Here is a 22,849-nt window from a genome sequence, read left to right on the forward strand (position 1 = left end):
AGGCGGGCCCGGAGGATCGTTCCTCCGGGCCCGCCTTGTTCGTCTCAGGTCACTTCACGTCGTCGTCGACCCAGTCCATCGACTTGGTGACGGCCTTGTGCCACAGCCGCAGCTGGCGGTCGCGCTCGGCGCCGTCCATGCTCGGCTCCCAGCGGCGATCCTCCTGCCAGTTCGCGGACAGGTCGTCCAGGCCCGTCCAGAAGCCGACGGCGAGACCGGCGGCGTAGGCGGCGCCCAGGGCCGTGGTCTCGGCGACCACGGGGCGGACAACAGGCACTCCGAGCACGTCGGCCTGGAACTGCATGAGCGCATCGTTCGCGACCATGCCGCCGTCGACCTTGAGCTCGGTGAGGTCCACTCCGGCGTCGGCGTTGACCGCGTCGAGCACGTCGCGGGTCTGGAACGCCACAGCCTCGAGAGCCGCCCGCGCGATGTGGTTCTTGTTCGCGTAGCGGGTGAGGCCGACGATCGCACCACGGGCGTCGGGACGCCAGTACGGCGCGAACAGACCGGAGAACGCCGGGACGATGTACACGCCGCCGTTGTCCTCGACCTGACGGGCCAGCTCCTCCACCTCGGGGGCGGAGTCGATGATGCCGAGCTGGTCGCGCAGCCACTGGATGAGGGATCCGGTGACCGCGATCGAGCCCTCCAGCGCGTAGTGCGTGGGGCCGTCGCCGAGCTTGTAGCCGACGGTCGTCAGCAGCCCGTTCTTCGAGTGGACGATCTCCTCGCCCGTGTTGAAGATGAGGAAGCAGCCCGTGCCGTACGTGTTCTTGCTCTCACCGGAGTTGAACGCGGCCTGGCCGAACGTCGCCGCCTGCTGGTCGCCCAGGATACCCGCGATCGGGGTCTCCCGCAGCAGCGAGGAGTCCTCGGCCGCGCCGTACACCTCGGACGAGGAGCGGATCGAGGGCATCATCGACTTCGGCACGCCGAAGGCCTCGAGGATGTCGTCGCGCCACTGCAGGGTCTCGAGGTCCATGAACATGGTCCGCGAGGCGTTGGTGACGTCGGTCGCGTGCACGCCGCCGTGCACTCCGCCCGTGAGGTTCCACAGCACCCAGCAGTCGGTCGTGCCGAAGAGGAGGTCGCCCGCCTCAGCCTTCTCCCGCGCGCCCTCGACGTTCTCGAGGATCCACGCGATCTTCGTGCCGGAGAAGTAGGTCGCCAGGGGCAGCCCGACGATCTGCTTGAACCGCTCGACGCCGCCCTCCGCCGCCAGGCGGTCCACGATGGGCTGCGTGCGGGTGTCCTGCCAGACGATCGCGTTGTAGACCGGCTTGCCGGTGGTCTTGTCCCAGACGACCGCGGTCTCGCGCTGGTTGGTGATGCCGACCGCGGCGATGTCGTGGCGGGTCAGATGCGCGCGGGTGAGCGCGAGGCCGATGACCTCCTGGACGTTGGCCCAGATCTCGGCGGCGTCGTGCTCGACCCAGCCGGCCTGCGGCAGGATCTGCTCGTGCTCCTTCTGACCGGTGGCGATGATGCTGCCCTTGCGGTCGAAGATGATGGCGCGGCTCGAGGTCGTGCCCTGGTCGATGGCGAGGACGTAGTCAGCCATGTGCAGTTCTCCTTTGAATAGCGATCGGGTTACTTGGCGAAGTGCAGCAGCACCGGCGAGAGCAGAGCGGCGATGGTGCCGCCGAGGAGCGGGCCCACGACGGGCACCCAGGAGTACGCCCAGTCGCTCGAGCCCTTGCCCTTGATCGGGAGGATCGCGTGCGCGATCCGCGGGCCGAGGTCACGGGCGGGGTTGATCGCGTAGCCGGTCGGACCACCGAGCGAGGCGCCGATCGCGACGACGAGCAGAGCGACAGGAAGAGCCGTCAGTGGGCCCAGGGTGCCCGGGGTGCCGATCTTGATGTCGCCGTAATCGGCGAACGCGAAGATCACGAACACCAGGACGAAGGTGCCGATGATCTCGGTGACGAGGTTCCAACCGTAGGAGCGGATCGCCGGACCCGTGGAGAAGACGCCGAGCTTGTTCGCCGGCTCGGGCTCCTCGTCGAAGTGCTGCTTGTACGCGAGCCAGCACAGCACGGCGCCGATGATCGCGCCGAGCAGCTCCGCCGCCGTCGCGACCGCGTAGTGGGAGAAGTCGATCCCCTTCGCGGGGTCGAGCAGGTGCTGCACGAACAGCCCGATGCCGACCGCGGGGTTCAGGATCGCGCCGGAGTAGGCGGAGACGAGAACACCGGCGAAGACCGCCAGGCCCCATCCCCAGTTGACCATCAGGAAGCCGCCGTTGAAGCCCTTGTTCTTCACCAGGGCGACGTTCGCCACGACGCCGCAGCCGAGCAGCAGCAGCATCGCGGTGCCGACCAGCTCGGACACGAAGAAGAGACCCATGTTCACATCAGGCATGTCTCCATTGACCTTTCGCAGAGCATCGGCCCCTCTGCCGATGCGGTGTTCGAGTAGACGCCGAGAAGGGCGGCGGGGGAACCCCGTTACCCGCGGGTGCGGGCGACGAGGGACAGTCCGTGCCGGGTGTTGAGGAGTTCCCGGGTCAGTTCGACCTCACGTGCGGTACGCGCGTGGTCCCAGCCCTTGAACGGCGCCAGGGCTTCGGCGACCTCTTCGAGGATCTCCTCCGTGACGTCGCCGGTGAACGCGAGGCTCGTGCGGCGCAGGATCACGTCCTCGAGGCGCACGATCAGTTCGTTCTGCACCATCCATTCGAGTTCGCGCGTCGAGAGCTGACCGCCTGCCAATGCGGCGTCGGGTCCCTGCTCGACGAACTGCCACACCTCGGCGGCGCGGGTGCCGTAGCGCTTCAGCAGCGGTTCTGCCCTGTCTCCGGCGCCGGGCAGGTTCCGCGAGATCCAGGCCGTGCGCGCGGTGGCGTCCTGCGGGTAGTCCTTTCCTCCGCCGATCGCCCGACCCAGGGTCGACACGACGCGCGTACGGCCCAGCAGCTCGAGGATCCTGTCGGAGAGCGATTCGCCGAGGGCGCGGAAGGTGGTCCACTTGCCGCCGACGAGGCTGAGGTGCGGGACGGCGTGACTGTCGTCGAGTTCGACGCGGTAGTCGCGGGAGACGAATCCCGGGGCCGTGTCCTCATGCCGGGGGAGCGGGCGGATCCCGCTGAACCGGTACACGATCTGGTCGCGGTTCACGTCGATCGTCGGGAAGACGTGGTGCACGAGGTCGAAGAAGTAGTCGATCTCCTCCTCGGTGCACAGCGGCACCTCGCGCGGGTCCGCGTCGATGTCGGTGGTGCCGACCATCACCTTGCCCTTGAGCGGGTAGATCAGCACGATCCGGCCGTCGGAGTGCTCGAAGAAGATCTCGCGGCCGCGGGTCGCGGCGAGCAGCTCGGGGTTGTCCAGCACGATGTGCGAGCCCTTCGTGCCGCCCATGAACCGGGTCAGCTCGCCCATGGCCTCGTTGGTGAGGTCGGTCCAGGGGCCGGAGGTGTTCACGACGACGTCCGCGGCGATCGGGAACTCGGTGCCGCTCTCACGGTCGCGCACCAGCACCGCGTCGCCGTCGTGTCCGACGGCCTCGACGTAGTTCAGCGCCACGGCACCGGGATGCGCGGCGCGCCCGTCCTGCAGCACGTCCAGCGCGAGACGCTCCGGGTCGTGCATCGAGGCGTCGTAGTAGGTCGCGGTGTACTTGATCTTCGGATCCATCGCGGGAAGCTCGGCGAGCGACTTCTTGCGCCCGAGGAACTTGTGGCGCGGGACCATGCCGCCGTCCCGCGAGAACGTGTCGTAGATGGTCAGGCCCATCTTGATGAGGAACGCGCCGCGCTCCTGCGGCTTCCCGGACTTGTGCGTGAGGAACCGCAGCGGCGCGGACAGGATCCCCGAGAAGGTGGAGTAGATCGGGATCGTCGTCTCGAGGGGCTTGACGTAGTGCGGCGCGATCCGGAGCAGGCCGTTGCGCTCGGTGACCGACTCCTTGACCAGGCGGAACTCGCCGTTCTCGAGGTAGCGGATGCCGCCATGGATCATGTGGCTGGAGGCGGACGATGCTCCGGAGGCGAAGTCTCCGCGCTCGACGAGGACCACATCGATCCCCTGCAGGGCGAGGTCGCGGAAGGTGGAGATGCCGTTGATCCCGCCGCCGATCACCAGCACGGTGGTGCGGCCGGCCTCGCGGACGCGGCTCACCTCGGGACGTTCTGCGGCCTGGTGGATGTGGTCGGTCATCATCTTCTCCTTCCGGATTTCTCACAGCATTCCCCCAGCCGCCCGTATGGTCAAGCAAGCTGCACGAATGTGCAAGAATCGGTCGAATCGATACGCGAAGGATCCGAAATGGCTGAACGGAAGCGCCAGTCGAAGGCCGTCGCGGCTCTCACGGCGGCCCGGCTCTACTACCTCCAGGACAAGACGATGGACGTCATCGCCGAGGAGCTCGGGACATCCCGCTCCTCGGTGTCCCGCCTGCTGAGCTATGCACGCGAGGTGGGTCTCGTCGACATCCGGATCAACTCGCCGCTCGAGCATGCGGGGGAGCTGGAGCAGCAGCTGCACGACCGGCTCCAGGTCACCGCCCACGTGGTTCCCATGCCGGAGAGCGTCACCGAAGTGGAGCGCCTCGAGCGCGTGGCGCTGACGGCGGGCCGGCTGCTGACGCAGGTCATCGACTCGAACATGGTGGTCGGACTCGCCTGGGGATCCACGATCAGCGCGGTCAGTCGCGCGCTCGGACAGAAGGAGACCCGCGGCACGACCATCGTGCAGCTGAACGGCGCCGGCAACACGCTGACCAGCGGCGTGGAGTACTCGAGCGAGATCCTGCAGCGCTTCGGATCCGCCTTCGGTGCGCAGGTCCAGCAGTTCCCCGTTCCCGCCTTCTTCGACGACCCGCGCACGCGGGAGGCGATGTGGCGCGAGCGCAGCACGCTGCGGGTGCTGGACCTGCAGGCGAAGATGGATCTGGCCGTGTTCAGCGTGGGGTCGCCGAGCGCCGAAGTGCCCAGCCGCGTGTATGTGGGCGGATATCTGAGTCGGGAAGACTATCGGAGCCTGCGCGATGATCGGGCCATCGGGGACGTGGCGACCGTGTTCTTCCGCGCCGACGGCACCTGGAAGGACATCGCCGTGAACGCTCGTGCGACCGGGCCGGGCCTTGACCGGCTGCGCCGCGTCGCGCGGCGATTCTGCGTCGTGGCGGGGGCGCAGAAGCTGCCGTCCCTGCGGGCGGCGATCGGAGCGCGACTGGTCACCGACGTCGTGCTGGACGAAGGACTCGCTCGTCAGCTCGTGGAGGGCTGACCCTGCGATCGCGCCCGGAACGGATCCCCGGGCGCCTCGGGCGTCGCCGTCTCAGAGCGTCTCGGGACCGGAGCGGAACTCGCGGATCAGATGATCGACCACCTCGTGCAGGTCGCCTCCGGTCGCATCGGCCACGGCGACCTGGCGCTCGTAGCTGGCGCCGTCGCGCAGGATGTCGGCGACCCCGCCGAACTGCGCGGAGCACTGCAGGTCCGCCGCGACCGGTGCGAGCCGATCCAGCTCTTCGGCCAGATGCTCCCGCACCGAGCGCTGCGCGCCGGCGGTCGACACGATGACCTCGGCGTCGAGTCCGTAGCGGGCCGTGCGCCACTTGTTCTCGCGGTGGAACCACGGCGCGAGAGGCGTCAGCGTGCGCCCCTCGTCGAGGTCGCGGGAGAAGGACTCCACGAGCACCTGGGTGAGGGCGGCGACGGCTGCGAGCTCGCGCAGGGTGGACATGCCGTCGCAGGCACGCACCTCGATCGTGCCCCAGCGCGGGGCGGGACGGATGTCCCAGCGCACCTCTGTCGCGTCGGCCATCACGCCGGTGCGGACCATGTCGTCGAGGTAGCCCTCGTAGGCCGCCCAGTCCGGGAGCGGCCAGGGCAGTCCGGCCGTCGGCAGCTGCTGGAACACGAGAGCACGGTTCGAGGCGTAGCCCGTGCGCTCTCCGGCCCAGAACGGACTCGAGGCGGCGAGCGCCTGCAGATGGGGCAGATACGACGTGAGCGCGCCGATGATCGGCAGCACCTTGTCGCGGTCCTCGACCCCGACGTGCACGTGGATGCCCCAGATCATCATGTTGCGGCCCCACCACTGCGTCTTCTCGATGAGCGAGTGATAGCGGGTCTTGTCCGTGACCTGCTGGTCGTACCACTGCGCGAACGGGTGGCTGCCTGCCGAGAGCAGCTCGATGCCGGCCGGATCCGTCGCGCCGCGCACGGCCGCGATCGCGGCGGCGATGTCGGCCACCGCGGAGGACACGGTGGATCCGATGCCGCTCGTGACCTCGATCGTGTTGGTGAGCAGCTCTCCGGTGACGGTGTGCCGCTCGCCGGCGCTCGCCCCCTCGAGATCGCGCAGGAGTTCGGGCGCGCGCCCGACCAGATCGCCGGTGGCCGGATCGGCGAGCATGAGCTCCCACTCCAGTCCGACCGTGGAACGCGGCGAGGTGGCGAACTCGATCGGCATGGGGCCTCGATTCGGTGCAGGAGGTCGTCGGCCAATGATGGCATGCGCGGCGCTAGCATGTGCCGTATGACGTTTTGCGACGGGTGCCGGACATGAGCGCCGGCTCCATTCTCGTTCCTGCGGAGAGCCTGCGCGAGCAGGTCGAGCGCATGATCGGGGCACGGATCGTGTCGGGGGAGACGCCCCCGGGTGAGGTGCTGACCGTGCCCACCCTGGCCGGCGACTTCGGTGTGAGCGCCACGCCGGTGCGCGAGGCGATGCTCAACCTCGCGCGGCGCGGTTTCCTCCGCCCCATCCGCAACCGCGGCTTCGAGGTCACCGAGGTCTCCGCCGAGGAGCTGAACCAGCTCACGGACGTGCGGCTGCTGCTGGAGGCGCCGCCGATGCGCCGCGTGGCCGGTGCGATCGACGGCGCGCTCGAGAAGGAACTCCGCGAGCTCGCCGACCGCATCGTGGCGGCGGGAAAGGAGCGCCGGTTCGAGGAGTACCTCGAGGCGGACACTGCCTTCCACCTGCGCATCCTCGCGGTCACCGGAAACCAGAAGCTCGTCGACACCGTGCGGGAACTCAGGCAGCAGACGCGGCTGGTGGGGCTCGTGCGGCTGGCGGACTCCGACACCCTGGTGCCGACCGCGCAGGAGCACGCGGAGCTCGTCGACCTGCTGGTGGCCGGAGACGGCGACGGTGCGGAGGCGCTCATGCGCCGACACCTCGGTCACGTCGGCGGCGTGTGGAGCGGGCGCGACGAGGACTGAGCTCGGCGAGGCGTCCGCCGGTCACCTGCGCGAAGCCCGCGGATCACTGTAATATGTCACACGGTACGAACGCGGCGAGTCTTCGCTGCGAGAGCAGGAGGCGTGGATGAGGGTCGTCGTGATCGGCGCCGGGGCGATCGGCGCTGCGTGTGCGCTCACGCTGACCGAAGCCGGCGCCGAGGTGGTCGTGATCGACCGTGCGGGCGTGGCGGGGGAGACCTCGAGCCGATGCGAGGGCAACATCCTCGTCTCGGACAAGGAGCCGGGATCCGAGGCGGTTCTGGCGATCGAGGCGAACCGGGCCTGGCGTGCGCTCGCCGCACGGCTGGACGCCGAACGCGTGCCAGGGCAGCCCGCGACCGAATTCGAGGCGAAGGGCGGGATCGTCGTCGCGTTCGACCGCGGGGCCGAGGCGCTGCGCTCCTTCGCCGATTCCCAGCGCGGCATCGGCATCCGCTCCGAAGCGCTCGACGAGAGGGCGCTGCGCGCCGCCGAGCCGCACCTGAGTCCCGAGGTCGCGCTCGGCGTGCACTACCCCGATGACGCCCAGGTGCAGCCCAGCCTCGCGACGCAGGCGATGCTCGCTCGCGCCGTGCACCTGGGGACACGGCTCGTGCGGGATGAGGTCGTCGCCGGGGTCGTCCTCGCGGGGCGCGCCGCCGGCGTGCGCACGCGGACCGGCGTGATCGAGGCCGACGGCGTGGTGAACTGCGCGGGGCCGTGGGCGGGGGAGGCGGCGGCGCTGTTCGGCGCCGAGCTCGACATCCGGCCACGTCGCGGCACGATCCTCGTGACCACCGCCATGCCGCAGCGCGTGTTCCACAAAGTCTACGACGCGGACTACGTCAGCGCGGTCGGATCCGGAGACGCGGCGCTGCAGACGTCCACCGTGGTCGAGTCCACGCCGTCCGGCACCGTGCTGATCGGATCCAGCCGGGAGCGGGTCGGATTCTCCGACGAGGGGCTGCTCGCTCCGCTGTCCGAGATCGCGGCGAAGGCGGCGAGGGTGTTCCCGTTCCTGCGCGACACGATGCTGCTGCGGACGTATCACGGCTTCCGGCCGTACGCGCCCGACCATCTGCCGGCGATCGGGGCGGACGCGACGATCGCGGGGCTCTTCCACGCGGCCGGTCACGAGGGCGCGGGCATCGGGCTCGCCCCGACTACGGGCGCCCTCATCGCGCACGCCCTGCTGGGTACGCCGACGCCCCTGGACCCGGCACCGTTCCTGCCCTCGCGGGCGAGCCTGCAGGGGGCGGGCGGACGGGAGATCACGACCGCGTCGCAGGAGAACGGAGCAGCCGCATGAGCGTGACGATCAGCGTCGACGGAACCGACGTGACCGGGCGGGGCGGCCAGACGATCGCGGGCGTGCTGCTCGGTGCGGGGCACCGTACGTGGCGCACCGCGGCCGGCCAGGAGCGGGGCATCTTCTGCGGGATGGGTATCTGCCAGGACTGCGTGCTGACCGTCAACGGCGTCGAGGGCGTGCGGGCCTGTCAGCGTGCGGCATGTGAAGGAGACGTGGTGGAGCGGGAGGTGCGGGCGTGAGCGGGCGTCGAGTTGTCGTCATCGGTGCGGGGCCGGCGGGTCTCGCCGCCGCCGCGGCGGCGACGTCGGCCGGTGCGGAGGTCGTCCTGCTGGACGAGGGGGAGCGCGTCGGCGGACAGTTCTGGCGGCACCACCCCGAGCTCACGGATCCGCGGTTGCAGCATCAGACCGGTCGATTCCGCGAGTTGCAGGAGCAGCTCGCGGATGCGCGGATCGTATCGTCGGCGTCGGTCTGGCGGATCGAACCCGGAACGCCCTCGCGAGTGCACGCCCTGGTGGGGCCGGCGGATGCCGGACAGCGCCACGGCGAGACCTTCGACGCCGACGCACTCGTGATCGCCACCGGCGCACATGACCGTGTTCTCCCGGTTCCCGGCGGGCATCTGCCCGGCGTCACCTCGGCCGGCGCCGCGCAGGCACTGGCCAAGCGTGATGGGGTGCGGCTTGGTGCGCGCACCGTCGTTGCCGGCGCAGGCCCGTTCCTGCTGCCGGTCGCGCAGAGCATCGGACTCGTCGGGGGCGAGGTCGCCGAGGTCGTGGAAGCGGCGAGCGTCGGGACCATCCTGCGCGGATGGGGCCGTCGCCCCTGGGAGCTGACGGCGGCCGCGGGCAAGGCGGGCGAGCTGGCATCGTATCTGGGGTCTCTCGCCGGCCGACGCACGCCGTACCGGTTCGGCGCGGCGGTGACCCGGATCCACGGGGGCACCGCGGTGGAGGCGGTGACCGTGCAGCGCCTCGACGGCGACTGGCGTCCGATCCGCGGCACCGACCGGACGGTGGAGTGCGACTCGGTCGCACTCGGGCACGGCTTCACGCCGCGGCTCGAGGCCGCGATCCAGGTGGGTTGCGATATCGGCTCCGATCGGTTCGTGCGGGTCGGATCCCAGCAGGAGACGAGCGTGCCCGGCGTCTACGCCGCGGGTGAGATCACCGGGATCGGCGGGGCCGACGCGGCGCTCGCCGAGGGCGCGATCGCCGGACTGGCGGCGGCGGGCGTGGCCCCGGCCGACCTGCGCTATCGCGCACCGCTCGCCGATCGCCGCCGGATGCGCGCCTTCGCCGCGCGACTGGAGACGCATCGGATCGGATCCGGATGGACCGGATGGCTCGACGAGCACACCATCGTCTGCCGGTGCGAATCGGTGCGCAGGGGGACTCTCGACGCGTTCGTCGGGGCTTCCTCCCGGGGAATGCGGCTGGCCACTCGAGCGGGGCTCGGCGCCTGCCAGGGGCGTGCCTGCGGTCGCAGTGTGGAGGACATCCTCGGCGAACGGGTCGGCTACGACCGCCGTCCCGTACTGAGCTCGGTCCGCATCGGCGAGCTCGCCGCGGCGCGGACCAATCCCGACGCCTGAGGAGAAGGACATCGCTTGCCGACGTTGAGTAGTGGGTGATATGTTACGTACTATCGGTGACCACGCGACCACCGGCCGCCTTCCGGGGAGCAGCGCTGCCGCTGACTCCGCTCGGATCCCGCACGAGAACCGGCCCTTGCGGCCGCGAACCAGAGAGAATGGACATCGCAATGACTGAGCAGACCATGGACCTCGGCGGCGTCGTCGTCGCGACCACGCTGGCGTTCACCGAGGACGCCTCGGCCCCTGCCGGCCTCGCCGTCGACTACGACAAGTTCGGCGAGCACGTCGACTTCCTGATGTCCAACGGCTGCCGCGGGGTCGGCCCGAACGGCTCGCTGGGGGAGTACTCCTCACTCACGGATGAGGAGCGCCGCAAGGTCATCCAGGTCGCCGTCGAAGCCGTGGACGGTCGCGGCATCGTGATCGCCGGCGTGCACGGCGTGGGCAGCCACCAGGCGCGGAAGTGGGCGGAGCTCGCCCGCGAGGACGGCGCGGACGGCGTCCTGCTGCTGCCGCCCACGATCTACCGCGCCAACGAGGGCGAGGTCATCGCGCACTTCGAGGAGGTCGCGAAGGCCGGTCTGCCGATCATGGCGTACAACAACCCGTTCGACACCAAGGTGGACCTGGTCCCCTCGCTCGTCGCCAAGCTCGCGCAGATCCCCGAGGTCGTCGCGATCAAGGAGTTCTCCGGAGACGTGCGCCGCGTCTACGAGATCAAGGAGCTCTGCGACATCGACATCATCGCCGGGGCCGACGACGTGCTGTTCGAGCTGATGGTGAACGGCGCCGTCGGCTGGTTCGCGGGCTACCCGAACGCGTTCCCGCGCGAGGCCGTCGAACTCTACAACCTCTGCGCCGAAGGGAAGTGGCACGAGGCCAAGGCGCTGTACGAGCAGCTCGTGGCCGTGTTCCGCTGGGACTCGCGCACCGAGTTCGTGCAGGCGATCAAGCTCTCCATGGACATCTGCGGCAACTCGTACGGCGGCCCCACGCGCCCGCCGCGCGGCCCGCTCTCGGTCGAGCAGCGCGCGCAGGTCACCGCTGACACCGAACGCGCCCTCGCCGCGCTCGCTACGCGCCGCGCGGCGGTCGCGTGATGCGGGGGCTGCGCGGGCCGAAGCGTCCGTGCGCTCGATTCCCGCGCGCACGGGGAGCGCGCTGATGCGAGCTCGTCGGGTGATCCAGGCGGTCGATTCCCATACCGAGGGCATGCCGACCCGCGTCGTCACCGGCGGCGTGGGGAGGATCCCCGGCGCCACCATGAACGACCGTCGCCTCTATGCGATGGAGCATCTCGACGGTCTACGCGGGTTCCTGATGAACGAGCCGCGCGGGCACGCATCGATGTCGGGTGCGCTGCTGCAGCCCCCCGCGCGGGACGACGCGGACTGGGGGGTCGTGTTCATCGAGGCCTCCGGCTTCCTGCCCATGTGCGGGCACGGCACGATCGGGGTGGCGACGGTGCTCGTCGAGACAGGCATGGTCGAGGTGACCGAGCCGGTCACGGAGATCCGTCTGGACGTCCCGGCAGGACTCGTGATCGCACGGGTCGCCGTCGAGGACGGGCGTGCCGTGAACGTCACGATCGAGAACGTCCCGAGCTTCGTGGACCGTCTCGACGAGAGGATCCAGGTTCCGGGAATCGGCGAGATCACCTACTCCGTCGCGTTCGGGGGCAACTACTACGCGCTGGTCGATCTGGAGGAGGTCGGACTCCCGTTCGACCGTGCCCGCCAGGACGACATCGTCCGCGCCGGCCTCCAGATCATGGAGGCGATCAACACGCAGGCGCCGCCCGTGCACCCCGTGCTCGAGGGCGCGAACCACGTCCATCATGTGGAGTTCATCGCGCCGGGATCCGATGCCGTCCGCTCACGGCACGCGATGGCCATTCACCCCGGCTGGTTCGACCGGTCGCCCTGCGGCACCGGAACGAGTGCCCGCATGGCCGAGCTGCACGCCCGCGGCGAACTCGCGCTGGACACCCCGTTCGTGAACGAGTCGTTCATCGGCACGGAGTTCATCGGTCGCCTCGTCGGCGAGACCCGTGTGGGGGAGCGGCCCGCCGTCGTCCCCACGATCACGGGTCGGGCCTGGGTGACCGGGCTCGGCCAGTACATCCTCGACGGGGACGACCCGTTCCCCGAGGGCTTCGTCTTCTAGGAGGAGATGCATGAACGACTCCATCACCGCCGTGTCCGATGTCGCCGCACGGGCGGCATCCGCCGCTCGTGCCTTCGCGGCCAGCTCTCCGGCGGACCGCGGCGCGGCGCTCGTCGCGGTCGCCGACTCCCTCGACGCCCACGCGGGTGAGCTCATCGCGATCGCGATGCGGGAGACGGGTCTCACCGAGGCGCGGCTCACCGGCGAGGTGAAGCGCACCTCCTGGCAGCTGCGACTGTTCGCCGACACGATCGTCGACGGTGCCTACCTCGACGCCCGGATCGACGCCGCCGATCCCGAGTACGTGATCGGCCCGCGTCCGGACGTGCGCCGCGTGCTGGAGCCGGTCGGACCCGTGCTGAACTTCGCCGCATCGAACTTCCCGTTCGCGTTCTCCGTGGCCGGCGGCGACTCCGCCGCGGCCCTCGCCGCCGGCTGCCCGGTCGTGGTCAAGGCGCACTCGGGGCATCCCGAGCTGTCTCGCCGCACCGCGGCCATCGTGGCGGAAGCGCTCGAAGGCGCCGGAATGCCGGCCGGTGTGTTCCAGCTCATCGAGGGGCAGCAGAACGGCGTCGACCTGCTGAAGGACGAGCGGATCCGCGCGGGAGCCTTCACCGGTTCCACGCACGTCGGTCGCCTGCTCGCGGACATCGCCGCCGCCCGGCCCCGCCCGATCCCGTTCTACGGCGAGCTGGGCAGCGTCAATCCCGTGTACGCGACCTACGTCGATGCCGAGCTGCTGCAGGGGTTCGTCGCCTCCGTGGCCGGATCCGCCGGCCAGCTGTGCACCAAGCCCGGGTTCCTGTTCGTGCCGTCCGGGGCCGACCTGTCCTCTGTCGCGCCGGCGGTCGGCGGCGTGCCGGAGCACCGCCTGCTGAACCCCGGGATCGGGCGTGCGTTCGAGGGCCGGCGGACGGCCGTGCTCTCGGCGCAGGGTTCCGACGTGCTGGCCGCGGGGGAGATCCGCGAGGACGAGGACGGGCAGCGCTTCGCCACCCCGACCGTCGTCGCCGTGGATCTGGACACGCTGCGTGCGCACCGGGAGGAGCTGCTCGAGGAGTCGTTCGGTCCGCTGTCGGTCATCGTCCGCTACACCGACGCCGCGGAACTGCCCGCCGTGCACGAGGAACTCTTCCCCGGGAACCTCACCTCGACGCTGCACGCGCGCCCCGAGGAGTTCGCCGACGGATCCCTCGACGACCTGGTCGGCGCTCTCGCCGCCACGAGCGGGCGGGTGCTCTTCGGAGGCTGGCCCACCGGGGTGTCCGTGACTCCCGCGATGCAGCACGGCGGTCCGTACCCGGCGACCACGACCGACGCCACGAGCGTCGGGACCGCGGGCATCACCCGGTTCCTGCGCGGCGTCGCCTACCAGAACGCGCCTCAGGAGCTGCTCCCGGCGCCGTTGCGCGATGACAACCCGTGGGGAGTCCCGCAGCGACGCAGCGAGGCCGGTGGCTCGACGCAGTGGGGCGCGTTCGCGCACTGACCGCGCGGGGGCGCTGAGCGAGCACCGGGGAACCGGAGACGGACGAAACGTGGTCATCCTCTCGGATGACCACGTTTCGCGTCGGTCGCCGTGGCCGTCCCCGCACGACGACCCGGATCCGGCTCAGTCGACGGCGATCCCGCCGCGGATCACGAGGGTGCGGGCGTCCTGTTCCCAGAGTGCCGAGGGCTCCGTGAGCGGGTCCGCCGAGAGCAGCACGGCATCGCCGTACGCGCCGGCGTCCAGGTGGCCCGCGCGCGGGTCGCGGATGAGAGCGGCGTTGACCGTGGTCATCGAGCGCAGCGTCTCCGCGGCGCCGGCGGCCTCGATCTGCAGGCGCACGCCGCAGAGCTGGTCGTCCTCGAGCTCGCCCATGAGATCCGTGCCGAAGCCGACGCGCACGCCCGCCGCGTGCGCGAGCCGCACCGCCTCCTGCCCGTGGGAGAGCACCTCGGCGTTCTTCGCGAGCGAGACGGCGTTCAGACCGATCCCCGCGCCGCGCCGATCCATCGCGTCGTAGGCGGCGAGCGTGGGCACGAGGTAGGCGCCGGCGGCGGCCATGTTCGCGGCGGTCGCGGCATCGATGAGGTTGCCGTGCTCGATCGAGCGCACGCCGTTGTCGATCGCGTGCTGCACAGCCTCGGAGGAGTACGCGTGCGCGGCGACGTACGATCCGCGCCTCGTCGCCTCGTCGACGACCGCACGAAGCTCGTCGGCGGAGTACTGCGGAACGCGGATCGGGTCCGTGAGGGAGAAGACGCCGCCGGAGGCCATCACCTTGATCGCGTGCGCACCCGTGCGCAGGCGATTGCGCACGGCGACACGGAGGGGATCCACGCCGTCGACGATCTCGCTGAGGTGCCCGTGCGCGAAGCAGAGGTCGATATGCGCGGAACGCGGATCCCCGTGCCCGCCGGTCTGGCTCAGGGCGGGGCCGGTGAACAGGTAGCGCGGAGAGGAGAACAGGTCGGCGTCGATCGCACGGGCCAGTCCGATGTCGCCGCCGGCGACATCGCGGACGGTCGTGAAGCCGCGTCGCAGCGCGGCGTGCAGTCGCCGGGTGCCGTTGATGGCGGCAAAACTGAGCGGCCCCCGCTCGTCCTCGAAGCCGTCCTGGCTCGTCGCATAGGCGTGGAAGTGCGCATCGATGAGGCCGGGGATGAGCCATCGTCCGCGCCCGTCGATCGTCGCGGCCCCTGCCTCTCCGCGTTCTGACACAGCGCCGTCCACGATGTGCAGATCGCGGTCGACGAACTGTTCGCCGTTCCAGACGGCTGCTCCGAGGATGCTGACGGATCCGGTGCGCATGGACTGCTCCTTGGTGAGTGGTGTCGGGGGTGGTTCGCGGGGAGAGGGGCGAGGCCGCGGGACGCTCAGCGCAGGCTGAATCCTTCGGGCAGCGGGTCCGAATCGTCGAGCTCGAAGCTGCAGGATCCGACCCGGTGCGCGAGTCCGCGCACCTCGGGGATCACGCCGTCCGCGGTGCGAACGGCAACGGTGGCGTGGAAGCGCGTGCCGATGATGGAGTCGTGGGTGAGCTCCTCGCCGTCGGCCAGCTCGCCCGTCGTGGCCAGCAGCGCGACGCGGGCGGCCGTGCCGGATCCGCACGGGCTGCGATCCACCTCGCCGTCGGCGAACACGGTGACGTTGCGCTGCCACGGCCCGCGCTCGGTGCGTCCGAGGTCGTCGAACAGGATCGTGCCGTAGACGCCGCTCAGGCGCGGGTCGGCGAGCTGGGCGGCGGGATGGTCGTTCAGCGCCCACTTGATCTCGCGCCCGATGCGGATGAGGTCCGCGGTGTGCTCAGCGAGCACCGAGAGGCCGATCGCGGAGGCCGGCAGCGTCGCGTACACGGCCCCGCCGAAGATCAGGTCGACGTCGACGAACCCGCGCGACGTCGCGAGGGGGATGCCGCGCGCGAGCACCCGTGACTCGACGTTGCGGAACACGACCTCGGTGATCCGGCCGGCCTCCTGGCGGACGCGGGCCTGCACGCGGCCACTCGGCACGTCGATCGTGACCGTGGTCTCGCCGTCCGGGTCGGACGGGACCACGCCCATGCGCACGGCCCACGCGCCGAGCGCGATGGTGCCGTGACCGCAGGCGGTCGAGAAGCCGTCCTTGTGCCAGAACAGCACGCCGAAATCGGCGCCGTCGTCGTCCGGTTCGGTGACGAATCCGCCGTACATGTCGTCGTGGCCGCGCGGCTCGAGGCAGAGGAATCGTCGTACCGCGTCCGCCTCGCCACCGATCGCCTCGACGCGGCGCTCGGCGACGGTCGCGCCGTGCGTGGGCACGCCCGCCACGATGCGGAACGGCTCGCCTGCCGTGTGCCAGTCCTCGGTCGTCCACACCTGAGTCATCATCGCCCCTCTCCGCGGCGGACGGCCAGCGCGGCCACCGCGAGATCCTGCCAGCCCATGCCGCACGTCTTGATGACCCGCGGTCGATCGGACGCGGGGGCGATCGCCCCGCGGAACAGCTCGTGCATCGTGACGAGGTCCTCCGAGCGCACCGCACCGGCGGCGACCGCCCGAATGACATCCCCGGCCTCGGTCGCGGCGACGCGACGGCTCTCCACGATGACCTGGGCGCGGCCGAGGAGCTCTGCCGGCAGTTCGGCCTTCGCCGGCTCGTGCGAGCCGATCGCGACGACGGTCGCGTCGTCACGGACCGCGTCCGCGGACAGGAGCGGATCCGCCGCCGTCGTGGCGCAGACGATCAGGTCGGCGCCCGCGAGGTCACCGCGTCCTCCGGCCGCGATGTCTGCGGTCGGCACCAGGGTGCGCGCCTCGGCGACGGCGGCAGCGGTGCGTTGCGGGTCGCGCCCGATCATGCGCACGGACCGCAGCGCGCGAACCGCGCCGATCGCCTGCACATGCCGCACCGCCTGAGGGCCGGTCCCGAAGATGACGAGGTCGCCCGCGTGCGCCCCCGCGACGACATCGACGACAGCGGCGCTCACGGCCGGTGTGCGCAGCGAGGTGAGGGCCGTGCCGTCCATGACCGCGATCGGAGCGAGCGTCGCTCCGTCCAGCACCACGTAGACGCCCTGAATGCGCTCCAGGCCGCGGGCCGGGTTCTCCGGGGCGACCGAGGCGAGCTTCTGTCCGACCATGCCGTCGATCGCCGCCGGCATGAGCAGGAGCTGGCCGTGCGGAACGTCCAGGATGGTGCGGGGGAGGTCCTCTTCGGGGTCGAACCCGCCGCGCAGCACGTCGCCGATCGCACGGATCGCCGTGGGCATGTCCACGCGGGCGGAGAGGGACGGGGCGTCGACGAGGACGAGGTCGGCGATGACATCGGACATGCTGCCATCCTATTAGGTAATATGTCATGCAGTACAGATCGCTGGACGGTCAGGGCGACACGGATCCGCGTCGTTTCGCCTCAGCGCCGGGGATCTGGCAGAATGGACAGCTGGATCGCCGCTCGACCCTCTATCCGGCCGTGATCCACCCTTAGAGCTTCCACCGGGTGTGCACCCCACGCTTCTGGTGATCAGTTCGTCTTCCTTCCACACCATTCAGGAGAATCGTGGCTGTCAAGATCCGTCTCAAGCGCCTGGGCAAGATCCGTGCGCCCTACTACCGCATCGTCGTCGCCGACTCGCGCACCAAGCGCGATGGTCGCGTGATCGAGGAGATCGGCAAGTACCACCCCACCGAGGAGCCCTCGTTCATCGAGGTCGACTCCGAGCGGGCGCAGTACTGGCTGTCCGTCGGCGCGCAGCCGACCGAGCAGGTCGCCGCCATCCTCAAGATCACGGGCGACTGGGGCATCTTCAAGGGCGACAAGGACGCGAAGTCCACCCTCAAGGTCGCCGGCGAGAAGGTCGCCTTCGAGGCCGACTCCTCCAAGAAGTCGGTCATCAAGCCCAAGGTCGAGAAGAAGGAGACTCCCGCCGAGGAGGCTCCCGTCGAGACCCCCGCCGAGGACGCAGCGGACGCTGCGGCCGACGCGGAGTAATCCGTCGTGCTGGCTGCCGCGCTCGAGCACATCGTCTCGGGGATCGTCGATCACCCGGAGGATGTCACCATCACCGCCACCTCGTCGCCCCGCGGCGACGTCCTCGAGGTGCATGTGCACCCCGACGACAGGGGTCGCGTGATCGGGCGCGGCGGCCGCACCGCCAAGGCCCTGCGGACGCTGATCACCGCACTCGCGGACGGACGTCGCGTTCGCGTCGACGTCGCGGACGACTGAGCGTGGCCACCGCAGACCGCCCGTCAGGCCGCAACCAGCTGCGCGTGGGGCGCCTCGTCAAGGCGCACGGACTCAAGGGCGCGCTCAAGCTGGAGCTGTACACCGACGATCCGGCCGGCCGCTTCGTGCCCGGCGCCGAGTTCACGTTGCAGGTGCCCGAGGCATCTCCGTGGCACGGCAAGTCCATCACCGTCCGTGAGCACCGGGTGATGAACGGCAGCTCCGTCGTGTTCTTCGAGGGCGTCGACGATCGCACCGCGGCCGAGGGCCTGGTCAAGGCGATCCTCTGGATCGATCAGGACGAGACCGAGGAGCCCGAGGACGACGCCTGGTACGACCATCAGCTCACCGGGCTGGACGTCGTCCGCGATGATGTCGTCGTCGGGCGCGTGATCCGCGTGGATCACCTGCCCGCGCAGGATCTGCTCATCGTCCGGCCCGCATCGGGGACCGGCGAGATCATGGTCCCGTTCGTCTCGGCGATCGTGCCGACCGTGGACATCGGCGCGGGTCGGATCATCGTCACGCCTCCGGCCGGCCTCTTCGAGGAGCTCGTCGAGGACGACGCACCTGCGGACGCCTCCGAGCAGGACGCGCCCGGTGCGGATTGACGTCGTCTCGATCTTCCCGTCGTACTTCGACGGGCTGACCCTCTCCCTGCTCGGCAGGGCGCAGGGCGCCGGGATCCTGGATCTGAACGTCCACGATCTGCGCGACTGGACCAGCGACCGGCATCGCACCGTCGATGACACGCCGTACGGCGGCGGCGCAGGCATGGTTATGAAACCGGAGCCGTGGGGGCTCGCCCTCGATCAGCTCTCGGCGGCGCGCTCTGCGGACGCCGCCGAAGGGCGCCCCACCATCATCTTCCCCTCTCCGGCCGGCGAGGTGTTCCATCAGTCGACGGCCCGCGAGCTCGCGGACCGCGAGCACCTGATCTTCGGCTGCGGGCGCTACGAGGGCATCGACGAGCGCGTGTTCGAAGAGGCCGCGGGGCTCGGCGAGGTGCGGCTGATCAGTCTGGGCGACTACGTGCTCAACGGGGGAGAGGTCGCCGTCATGGCGATGGTCGAAGCGATCGGCCGGCTCATCCCCGGCGTCGTCGGCAATCCCGAGAGCCTCGTCGAGGAGTCGCACGAGGACGGCCTGCTCGAGTACCCGTCGTACACGAAGCCGTCCGTCTGGCGCGACCGCGAGGTGCCGCCGATCCTCCTGAGCGGCAACCACGGTGCGATCGCGGCCTGGCGGCGCGAGCAGCAGATCGAGCGCACCCGCCGCCGCCGCCCCGACCTGCTCCCCGACGACGAGGGCTGAGCGCCGCCCCGATCGCCGTATGCGGTCGGCGTGGACGACGCCCGGCCGGGATCAGTCGACGCCGAGGAAGGTGCGGTCGGTGAGGACGATCGGACCGTCCTCGGTGATCGCGACCGTGTGCTCCGAGTGCGAACCGCGGGAGCCGTCGACGCTGCGCAGCGTCCAGCCGTCCGGGTCGGTGATGAGCTCGTCCGTGGTCGCGAGGAACCAGGGCTCCAGGGCCATCACGAGGCCCGCGCGCAGCGGGAACCCGCGTCCAGGGCGGCCGTCGTTGGGCACGTGCGGATCGCCGTGCATGATGCGCCCGACGCCGTGCCCGCCGAAGTCGGTGTTGATCGAGTAGCCCTCGCCATGCGCGACGGCGGCGATCGAGGCCGAGATGTCGCCGATGCGGTTGCCGACCAGGGCCGCCGCGATCGCCGCATCCAGAGCGCGCTCGGTGGTGTCGATGAGACGCAGATCCTCATCGCGCGGGGTGCCCACCACGAACGACACGGCGGAGTCCGCGACCCAGCCGTCGACGGAGACCGCGAAATCGAGGGAGACGAGGTCGCCGTCGCGCAGCGTGTAGTCGTGCGGGAGTCCATGCAGCACCGCGTCGTTCACCGACGTGCAGATGACCTTCCCGAACGGGCTCGCGCCGAAGGAGGGGTGGTAGTCGATGTAGCAGGACTCGGCGCCGGCCTTGCGGATCATGTCGTGCGCGCGCCGGTCGATCGAGAGCAGGTTCGTGCCCACCTTGGTCTCGGCGCGCAGCGTCGCCAGCGTCTCCGCCACGAAGCGTCCGGCCGCCCGCATCTCCTCGATCTCGGCGGGGGTGCGCAGTTCGATCATTCCCAGTCCTCTCGTCGTGTCCATTCTCTCCTACTGCTCCACAGGCGACGCTCACAGCGAACGTGCGGATCCCGGCCGGTGCCGCCGACGTAGCATCGCGGTATGTGGATCCGGCGCGCTTTCTACTCCTGGCTGTTCCCGGCCGCCCTGGTGCTGCCGCTGTGGCTGTTCATCGGCTGGGGCGTGTTCCAGGCCGGCGGATGGGCCTTCCTCTGGGTGCTGTTCGTCGCGCTGCCCTCCGTGCTGGTCGGGGAGGTCGCGCTGGGGCTGCTCGTGCGCGCACGTCCGACCGTCCGCGAGGAGCGCGCGGTCTCCTGGCGCGACGTCGTGGGGTTCGCTGTCTGGCACGCCCTCACGATCGCCCTCGGCTTCTTCCCGAAGGACGCGTTCGGCTGGCTCCTCACCGGCACGATCGTCGCGTTCCTCGGCCTGTTCTGGTCGACTCTCCGGCAGCTCTGGAAGGACGTGGCGGAGCGCGGCAGGGCGGGCTTCGTCGTCGACGGCGACGCGATGCACGCCACCACATACGGCGATCAGAGCGACGCCGTCCGGGAACGGACGCGGCAGCACGCCGAGGTCATCGTCATCAGCGAGACGGGTCGCCCCGGGGACGGTCGTTCCGAGCACTGAGCCCACCGCTGCGGCATCGGATCCCGTTTTGGTGCGGATCCGGATCCATGGCAGAATGGTTCCTTGTGCCGTGACCCGGTTCTGCCTCAGGGGAGCCCGCGGACGCCTAGCGCTCCGTTCGGCACACACCACACCTTCATCCCTTCCTACATGCATGCGACCTGAGGCGAGTGCAGAGAGAGACGATCATGCAGATCCTCGACGTCGTCGATGCGGCTTCGCTCCGCTCCGACATCCCCGAGTTCTTCCCCGGCGACACCGTCAAGGTGCACGTCAACATCATCGAGGGCAGCCGCTCCCGTATCCAGGTCTTCCAGGGCGTCGTCATCGGCCGCTCGGGCGACGGCGTGCGCGAGACCTTCACGGTCCGCAAGATCAGCTTCCAGGTGGGCGTCGAGCGCACCTTCCCGGTGCACTCCCCGGTGATCGACCACATCGAGGTCGTCACCCGCGGTGACGTGCGCCGCGCCAAGCTGTACTACCTCCGCAACCTGCGCGGCAAGAAGGCGAAGATCAAGGAGAAGCGCGACGCGCGCTGACCCGATCCGCTTTCGAACAAGCGCCCCGAGACACGGTTCTCGGGGCGCTTGTTCGTCTCCGGACATGAGAAGCTGGAAGGCGCCGTCAGCCGACGGCCGAGGTCTGTGAAGGATGGCGCATGACGGAAGAGATCGCGGCGGCCGGAACCGCCGACGCGGTGCGGGAGCAGACGGCACCGCGACGACGCGGCTGGGTGATCTTCCTCCGCGACGTCGTCGTCATCCTGCTCATCGCGGTGCTGGTCTCCTTCCTCGTGAAGACCTTCGTCGTGCGCAGTTTCTACATCCCCTCCGGTTCGATGGAGAACACGCTGCTCATCAAGGACCGGATCCTCGTCGATGAGATCACCCCGCACTGGAACGGCTATCACCGCGGCGACGTCGTGGTCTTCAAGGATCCGGGTGGCTGGCTGCCGCCGGCGCCGCCGCAGCCGCCGCGATCCCCGCTGTTCGAGGCAGGGGAGTGGTTCCTCACCCTGATCGGGGTCGCCGCCCCCGACTCGGACGACCATCTCGTCAAGCGCCTCATCGGTCTGCCCGGCGACCATGTCGTGTGCTGCAACTCGCTGGGCCAGATCACCGTCAACGGCGCCCCGATCGATGAGTCGTCGTATCTCAAGCCGGGCGTGGGCGACGCGCGTGCCTCCAGCATCCCGTTCGATGTCACGGTGCCCAAGGGCGCCGTCTGGGTGCTCGGTGACAACCGCACCCGTTCCGAGGACTCCCGCTATCACCAGGATCAGCCCGGAGGCGGGTTCGTGCCGATGGGGAACATCGTCGGGCGTGCCTTCCTGACCACCTGGCCGTTCGACCGATTCGGCCTCATCGACGGCCACTACGCCGTGTTCAACGGGGTGTCCACTCCGAAGCAGCAGGGGCGCCGTCGTGGCGGTCGTCGAGCCTAGCCTCGTCCTCGAACGGCGACTGCTGCGAGAGCACCCGCATCTGATCGCCCTGGACGAGGTGGGGCGGGGCGCGCTGGCGGGACCCGTGGCCGTGGGCGCGACGGTCGTCGATGCCGCGGCTGCACGTCGACGCGTGCCACAGGGGCTGCGGGACTCGAAGCTCGTGCCGGAGAGACGCCGGCCCGAGGTCGCCGAGCGCGCCGGTGCATGGGCGCCGGCGAGCGCCGTGGGCTGGGCCTCGAGCGCGGAGATCGACGAGGTCGGCATCATGCGCGCGCTGGGACTCGCCGCATCCCGTGCGATCATCGCCGCCTGCGGAGACGCGTGGGAGGCGTCATCGGCGCTGGTGATCCTCGACGGCAACCACGACTACGTCTCGGCGGTGCACCCCGGCCGCCTGACCGTGCGTTCGATCATCAAGGCCGACCGGGACTGCGCCTCCGTGGCTGCCGCCTCGGTGCTGGCCAAGGTGGCCCGTGACGCTCTCATGGTCGACCTCGCCCCGGAGTTCCCCGACTACCAGTGGGAGCGGAACAAGGGCTACGCCAGCATCGAGCACCGCGAGGCGATCCGCCTGCGCGGTCTGACCCGCCACCACCGCTCATCCTGGGCGATCGCCGACGCGCCCACTCTGTTCTGACCGCGGCGCGAGGATGCGGCCTCGCGGATCCGGCTCT

24 protein-coding genes are annotated in these 22,849 nt (G+C 70.2%); 16 read left to right on the forward strand and 8 right to left on the reverse strand.

Annotated features, from left to right (window positions below; genetic code table 11):
- Positions 1-49: 49 nt before the first annotated feature.
- The 3 genes from glpK to ACFWCK_RS07570 all read right to left on the reverse strand — a co-directional run bounded on the left by glpK (position 50) and on the right by ACFWCK_RS07570 (position 4,163).
- Entirely contained in the window at positions 50-1,564 is a 1,515-nt protein-coding gene (gene glpK / locus ACFWCK_RS07560; protein ID WP_378805289.1) for a glycerol kinase GlpK, read from the reverse strand.
- A gap of 29 nt (positions 1,565-1,593) precedes the next feature.
- Positions 1,594-2,367 carry an MIP/aquaporin family protein gene (locus ACFWCK_RS07565; RefSeq protein ID WP_378805290.1) on the reverse strand — a complete coding sequence of 258 codons (774 nt, stop codon included), beginning with the start codon at positions 2,365-2,367 and terminating at the stop codon, positions 1,594-1,596.
- Between the two features lie 86 nt (positions 2,368-2,453).
- Positions 2,454-4,163, reverse strand: a complete 1,710-nt coding sequence (locus ACFWCK_RS07570; RefSeq protein WP_378805292.1) for an FAD-dependent oxidoreductase — start codon at positions 4,161-4,163, stop codon at positions 2,454-2,456.
- A 108-nt stretch (positions 4,164-4,271) separates the two neighbouring features.
- Between ACFWCK_RS07570 and ACFWCK_RS07575 the strand changes: the two genes are divergently transcribed.
- A complete protein-coding gene (locus ACFWCK_RS07575; RefSeq protein WP_378805293.1) occupies positions 4,272-5,234 on the forward strand; it encodes a sugar-binding transcriptional regulator in 963 nt (320 codons plus the stop codon).
- A 51-nt stretch (positions 5,235-5,285) separates the two neighbouring features.
- On the opposite strand, the gene ACFWCK_RS07580 is transcribed toward ACFWCK_RS07575, so the two are convergent.
- Entirely contained in the window at positions 5,286-6,425 is a 1,140-nt protein-coding gene (locus ACFWCK_RS07580) for a glutamate--cysteine ligase (RefSeq protein ID WP_378805294.1), read from the reverse strand.
- A 92-nt stretch (positions 6,426-6,517) separates the two neighbouring features.
- On the opposite strand from ACFWCK_RS07580, the gene ACFWCK_RS07585 reads away from it, so the two are divergent.
- From ACFWCK_RS07585 to ACFWCK_RS07615, 7 genes are all read left to right on the forward strand, one after another.
- Entirely contained in the window at positions 6,518-7,180 is a 663-nt protein-coding gene (locus tag ACFWCK_RS07585) for a GntR family transcriptional regulator (protein ID WP_233309332.1), read from the forward strand.
- Positions 7,181-7,286: 106 nt separating this feature from the next.
- The gene (locus tag ACFWCK_RS07590; protein ID WP_378805296.1) at positions 7,287-8,489 is read left to right on the forward strand and encodes an NAD(P)/FAD-dependent oxidoreductase; all 1,203 of its coding nucleotides are present in this window, start codon (positions 7,287-7,289) and stop codon (positions 8,487-8,489) included.
- On the forward strand, positions 8,486-8,731 hold the full coding sequence (locus ACFWCK_RS07595; protein ID WP_378805297.1) for a (2Fe-2S)-binding protein: 246 nt from the start codon (positions 8,486-8,488) through the stop codon (positions 8,729-8,731). Before ACFWCK_RS07590 ends, ACFWCK_RS07595 begins: the two co-directional genes overlap by 4 nt.
- Positions 8,728-10,086 (forward strand): FAD-dependent oxidoreductase, encoded by a 1,359-nt coding sequence (locus tag ACFWCK_RS07600; RefSeq protein ID WP_378805298.1) that lies wholly within the window; start codon positions 8,728-8,730, stop codon positions 10,084-10,086. Before ACFWCK_RS07595 ends, ACFWCK_RS07600 begins: the two co-directional genes overlap by 4 nt.
- Positions 10,087-10,256: 170 nt before the next feature.
- A complete protein-coding gene (locus ACFWCK_RS07605) occupies positions 10,257-11,189 on the forward strand; it encodes a dihydrodipicolinate synthase family protein (protein ID WP_233309336.1) in 933 nt (310 codons plus the stop codon).
- 64 nt (positions 11,190-11,253) lie between these two features.
- On the forward strand, positions 11,254-12,255 hold the full coding sequence (locus ACFWCK_RS07610; protein WP_378805299.1) for a proline racemase family protein: 1,002 nt from the start codon (positions 11,254-11,256) through the stop codon (positions 12,253-12,255).
- A gap of 10 nt (positions 12,256-12,265) precedes the next feature.
- A complete protein-coding gene (locus tag ACFWCK_RS07615; protein ID WP_378805300.1) occupies positions 12,266-13,744 on the forward strand; it encodes an aldehyde dehydrogenase (NADP(+)) in 1,479 nt (492 codons plus the stop codon).
- Positions 13,745-13,867: 123 nt separating this feature from the next.
- On the opposite strand, the gene ACFWCK_RS07620 is transcribed toward ACFWCK_RS07615, so the two are convergent.
- From ACFWCK_RS07620 to ACFWCK_RS07630, 3 genes are all read right to left on the reverse strand, one after another.
- On the reverse strand, positions 13,868-15,052 hold the full coding sequence (locus tag ACFWCK_RS07620) for an amidohydrolase family protein (RefSeq protein WP_378805301.1): 1,185 nt from the start codon (positions 15,050-15,052) through the stop codon (positions 13,868-13,870).
- A 65-nt stretch (positions 15,053-15,117) separates the two neighbouring features.
- Positions 15,118-16,110, reverse strand: coding sequence for a proline racemase family protein (locus ACFWCK_RS07625; protein WP_378805302.1), 993 nt, complete (start codon positions 16,108-16,110; stop codon positions 15,118-15,120).
- Entirely contained in the window at positions 16,107-17,054 is a 948-nt protein-coding gene (locus ACFWCK_RS07630) for an ornithine cyclodeaminase family protein (RefSeq protein ID WP_378805303.1), read from the reverse strand. The genes ACFWCK_RS07625 and ACFWCK_RS07630 overlap by 4 nt, the downstream gene beginning before the upstream one ends.
- Before the next feature lie 227 nt (positions 17,055-17,281).
- Between ACFWCK_RS07630 and rpsP the strand changes: the two genes are divergently transcribed.
- Genes rpsP through trmD form a run of 4 tightly spaced genes read left to right on the forward strand, consistent with a single transcriptional unit; the run spans position 17,282 to position 19,264 of the window.
- Positions 17,282-17,713 carry a 30S ribosomal protein S16 gene (gene rpsP / locus ACFWCK_RS07635; RefSeq protein WP_233309342.1) on the forward strand — a complete coding sequence of 144 codons (432 nt, stop codon included), beginning with the start codon at positions 17,282-17,284 and terminating at the stop codon, positions 17,711-17,713.
- 6 nt (positions 17,714-17,719) lie between these two features.
- Positions 17,720-17,950: an RNA-binding protein gene (locus ACFWCK_RS07640; protein WP_045273224.1), complete on the forward strand. Its 231-nt coding sequence runs from the start codon at positions 17,720-17,722 to the stop codon at positions 17,948-17,950.
- 2 nt (positions 17,951-17,952) lie between these two features.
- Positions 17,953-18,561 carry a ribosome maturation factor RimM gene (rimM, locus tag ACFWCK_RS07645; RefSeq protein WP_378805304.1) on the forward strand — a complete coding sequence of 203 codons (609 nt, stop codon included), beginning with the start codon at positions 17,953-17,955 and terminating at the stop codon, positions 18,559-18,561.
- On the forward strand, positions 18,551-19,264 hold the full coding sequence (gene trmD / locus ACFWCK_RS07650) for a tRNA (guanosine(37)-N1)-methyltransferase TrmD (protein WP_378805305.1): 714 nt from the start codon (positions 18,551-18,553) through the stop codon (positions 19,262-19,264). The genes rimM and trmD overlap by 11 nt, the downstream gene beginning before the upstream one ends.
- A gap of 51 nt (positions 19,265-19,315) precedes the next feature.
- Here trmD and map read toward each other — a convergent pair whose 3' ends face one another.
- Complete coding sequence (gene map / locus ACFWCK_RS07655) at positions 19,316-20,098, reverse strand: type I methionyl aminopeptidase (protein WP_233309543.1); 783 nt, start codon at positions 20,096-20,098, stop codon at positions 19,316-19,318.
- 102 nt (positions 20,099-20,200) lie between these two features.
- Here map and ACFWCK_RS07660 point away from each other — a divergent pair, with 102 nt between their 5' ends.
- The 4 genes from ACFWCK_RS07660 to ACFWCK_RS07675 all read left to right on the forward strand — a co-directional run bounded on the left by ACFWCK_RS07660 (position 20,201) and on the right by ACFWCK_RS07675 (position 22,812).
- A complete protein-coding gene (locus ACFWCK_RS07660) occupies positions 20,201-20,728 on the forward strand; it encodes an MFS transporter permease (RefSeq protein WP_378805307.1) in 528 nt (175 codons plus the stop codon).
- A gap of 188 nt (positions 20,729-20,916) precedes the next feature.
- On the forward strand, positions 20,917-21,267 hold the full coding sequence (gene rplS, locus ACFWCK_RS07665) for a 50S ribosomal protein L19 (protein ID WP_233309346.1): 351 nt from the start codon (positions 20,917-20,919) through the stop codon (positions 21,265-21,267).
- A gap of 119 nt (positions 21,268-21,386) precedes the next feature.
- Entirely contained in the window at positions 21,387-22,172 is a 786-nt protein-coding gene (gene lepB, locus ACFWCK_RS07670) for a signal peptidase I (protein ID WP_378805309.1), read from the forward strand.
- Entirely contained in the window at positions 22,153-22,812 is a 660-nt protein-coding gene (locus ACFWCK_RS07675) for a ribonuclease HII (protein ID WP_378805310.1), read from the forward strand. Before lepB ends, ACFWCK_RS07675 begins: the two co-directional genes overlap by 20 nt.
- Positions 22,813-22,849: the final 37 nt, after the last annotated feature.

The organism is Microbacterium sp. NPDC060117 (assembly GCF_042729315.1).
Taxonomy (GTDB): domain Bacteria; phylum Actinomycetota; class Actinomycetes; order Actinomycetales; family Microbacteriaceae; genus Microbacterium.

What these genes read in the sequence shown, in the direction of transcription:
- glpK (WP_378805289.1), bottom strand. Translation starts at nt 1,564, where the DNA reads ATGGCTGACTACGTCCTCGCCATCGACCAGGGCACGACCTCGAGCCGC.
- ACFWCK_RS07565 (WP_378805290.1), bottom strand. Translation starts at nt 2,367, where the DNA reads ATGCCTGATGTGAACATGGGTCTCTTCTTCGTGTCCGAGCTGGTCGGC.
- ACFWCK_RS07570 (WP_378805292.1), bottom strand. Translation starts at nt 4,163, where the DNA reads ATGACCGACCACATCCACCAGGCCGCAGAACGTCCCGAGGTGAGCCGC.
- ACFWCK_RS07575 (WP_378805293.1), top strand. Translation starts at nt 4,272, where the DNA reads ATGGCTGAACGGAAGCGCCAGTCGAAGGCCGTCGCGGCTCTCACGGCG.
- ACFWCK_RS07580 (WP_378805294.1), bottom strand. Translation starts at nt 6,425, where the DNA reads ATGCCGATCGAGTTCGCCACCTCGCCGCGTTCCACGGTCGGACTGGAG.
- ACFWCK_RS07585 (WP_233309332.1), top strand. Translation starts at nt 6,518, where the DNA reads ATGAGCGCCGGCTCCATTCTCGTTCCTGCGGAGAGCCTGCGCGAGCAG.
- ACFWCK_RS07590 (WP_378805296.1), top strand. Translation starts at nt 7,287, where the DNA reads ATGAGGGTCGTCGTGATCGGCGCCGGGGCGATCGGCGCTGCGTGTGCG.
- ACFWCK_RS07595 (WP_378805297.1), top strand. Translation starts at nt 8,486, where the DNA reads ATGAGCGTGACGATCAGCGTCGACGGAACCGACGTGACCGGGCGGGGC.
- ACFWCK_RS07605 (WP_233309336.1), top strand. Translation starts at nt 10,257, where the DNA reads ATGACTGAGCAGACCATGGACCTCGGCGGCGTCGTCGTCGCGACCACG.
- ACFWCK_RS07610 (WP_378805299.1), top strand. Translation starts at nt 11,254, where the DNA reads ATGCGAGCTCGTCGGGTGATCCAGGCGGTCGATTCCCATACCGAGGGC.
- ACFWCK_RS07615 (WP_378805300.1), top strand. Translation starts at nt 12,266, where the DNA reads ATGAACGACTCCATCACCGCCGTGTCCGATGTCGCCGCACGGGCGGCA.
- ACFWCK_RS07620 (WP_378805301.1), bottom strand. Translation starts at nt 15,052, where the DNA reads ATGCGCACCGGATCCGTCAGCATCCTCGGAGCAGCCGTCTGGAACGGC.
- ACFWCK_RS07625 (WP_378805302.1), bottom strand. Translation starts at nt 16,110, where the DNA reads ATGATGACTCAGGTGTGGACGACCGAGGACTGGCACACGGCAGGCGAG.
- ACFWCK_RS07630 (WP_378805303.1), bottom strand. Translation starts at nt 17,054, where the DNA reads ATGTCCGATGTCATCGCCGACCTCGTCCTCGTCGACGCCCCGTCCCTC.
- map (WP_233309543.1), bottom strand. Translation starts at nt 20,098, where the DNA reads ATGATCGAACTGCGCACCCCCGCCGAGATCGAGGAGATGCGGGCGGCC.
- ACFWCK_RS07660 (WP_378805307.1), top strand. Translation starts at nt 20,201, where the DNA reads ATGTGGATCCGGCGCGCTTTCTACTCCTGGCTGTTCCCGGCCGCCCTG.
- rplS (WP_233309346.1), top strand. Translation starts at nt 20,917, where the DNA reads ATGCAGATCCTCGACGTCGTCGATGCGGCTTCGCTCCGCTCCGACATC.
- lepB (WP_378805309.1), top strand. Translation starts at nt 21,387, where the DNA reads ATGACGGAAGAGATCGCGGCGGCCGGAACCGCCGACGCGGTGCGGGAG.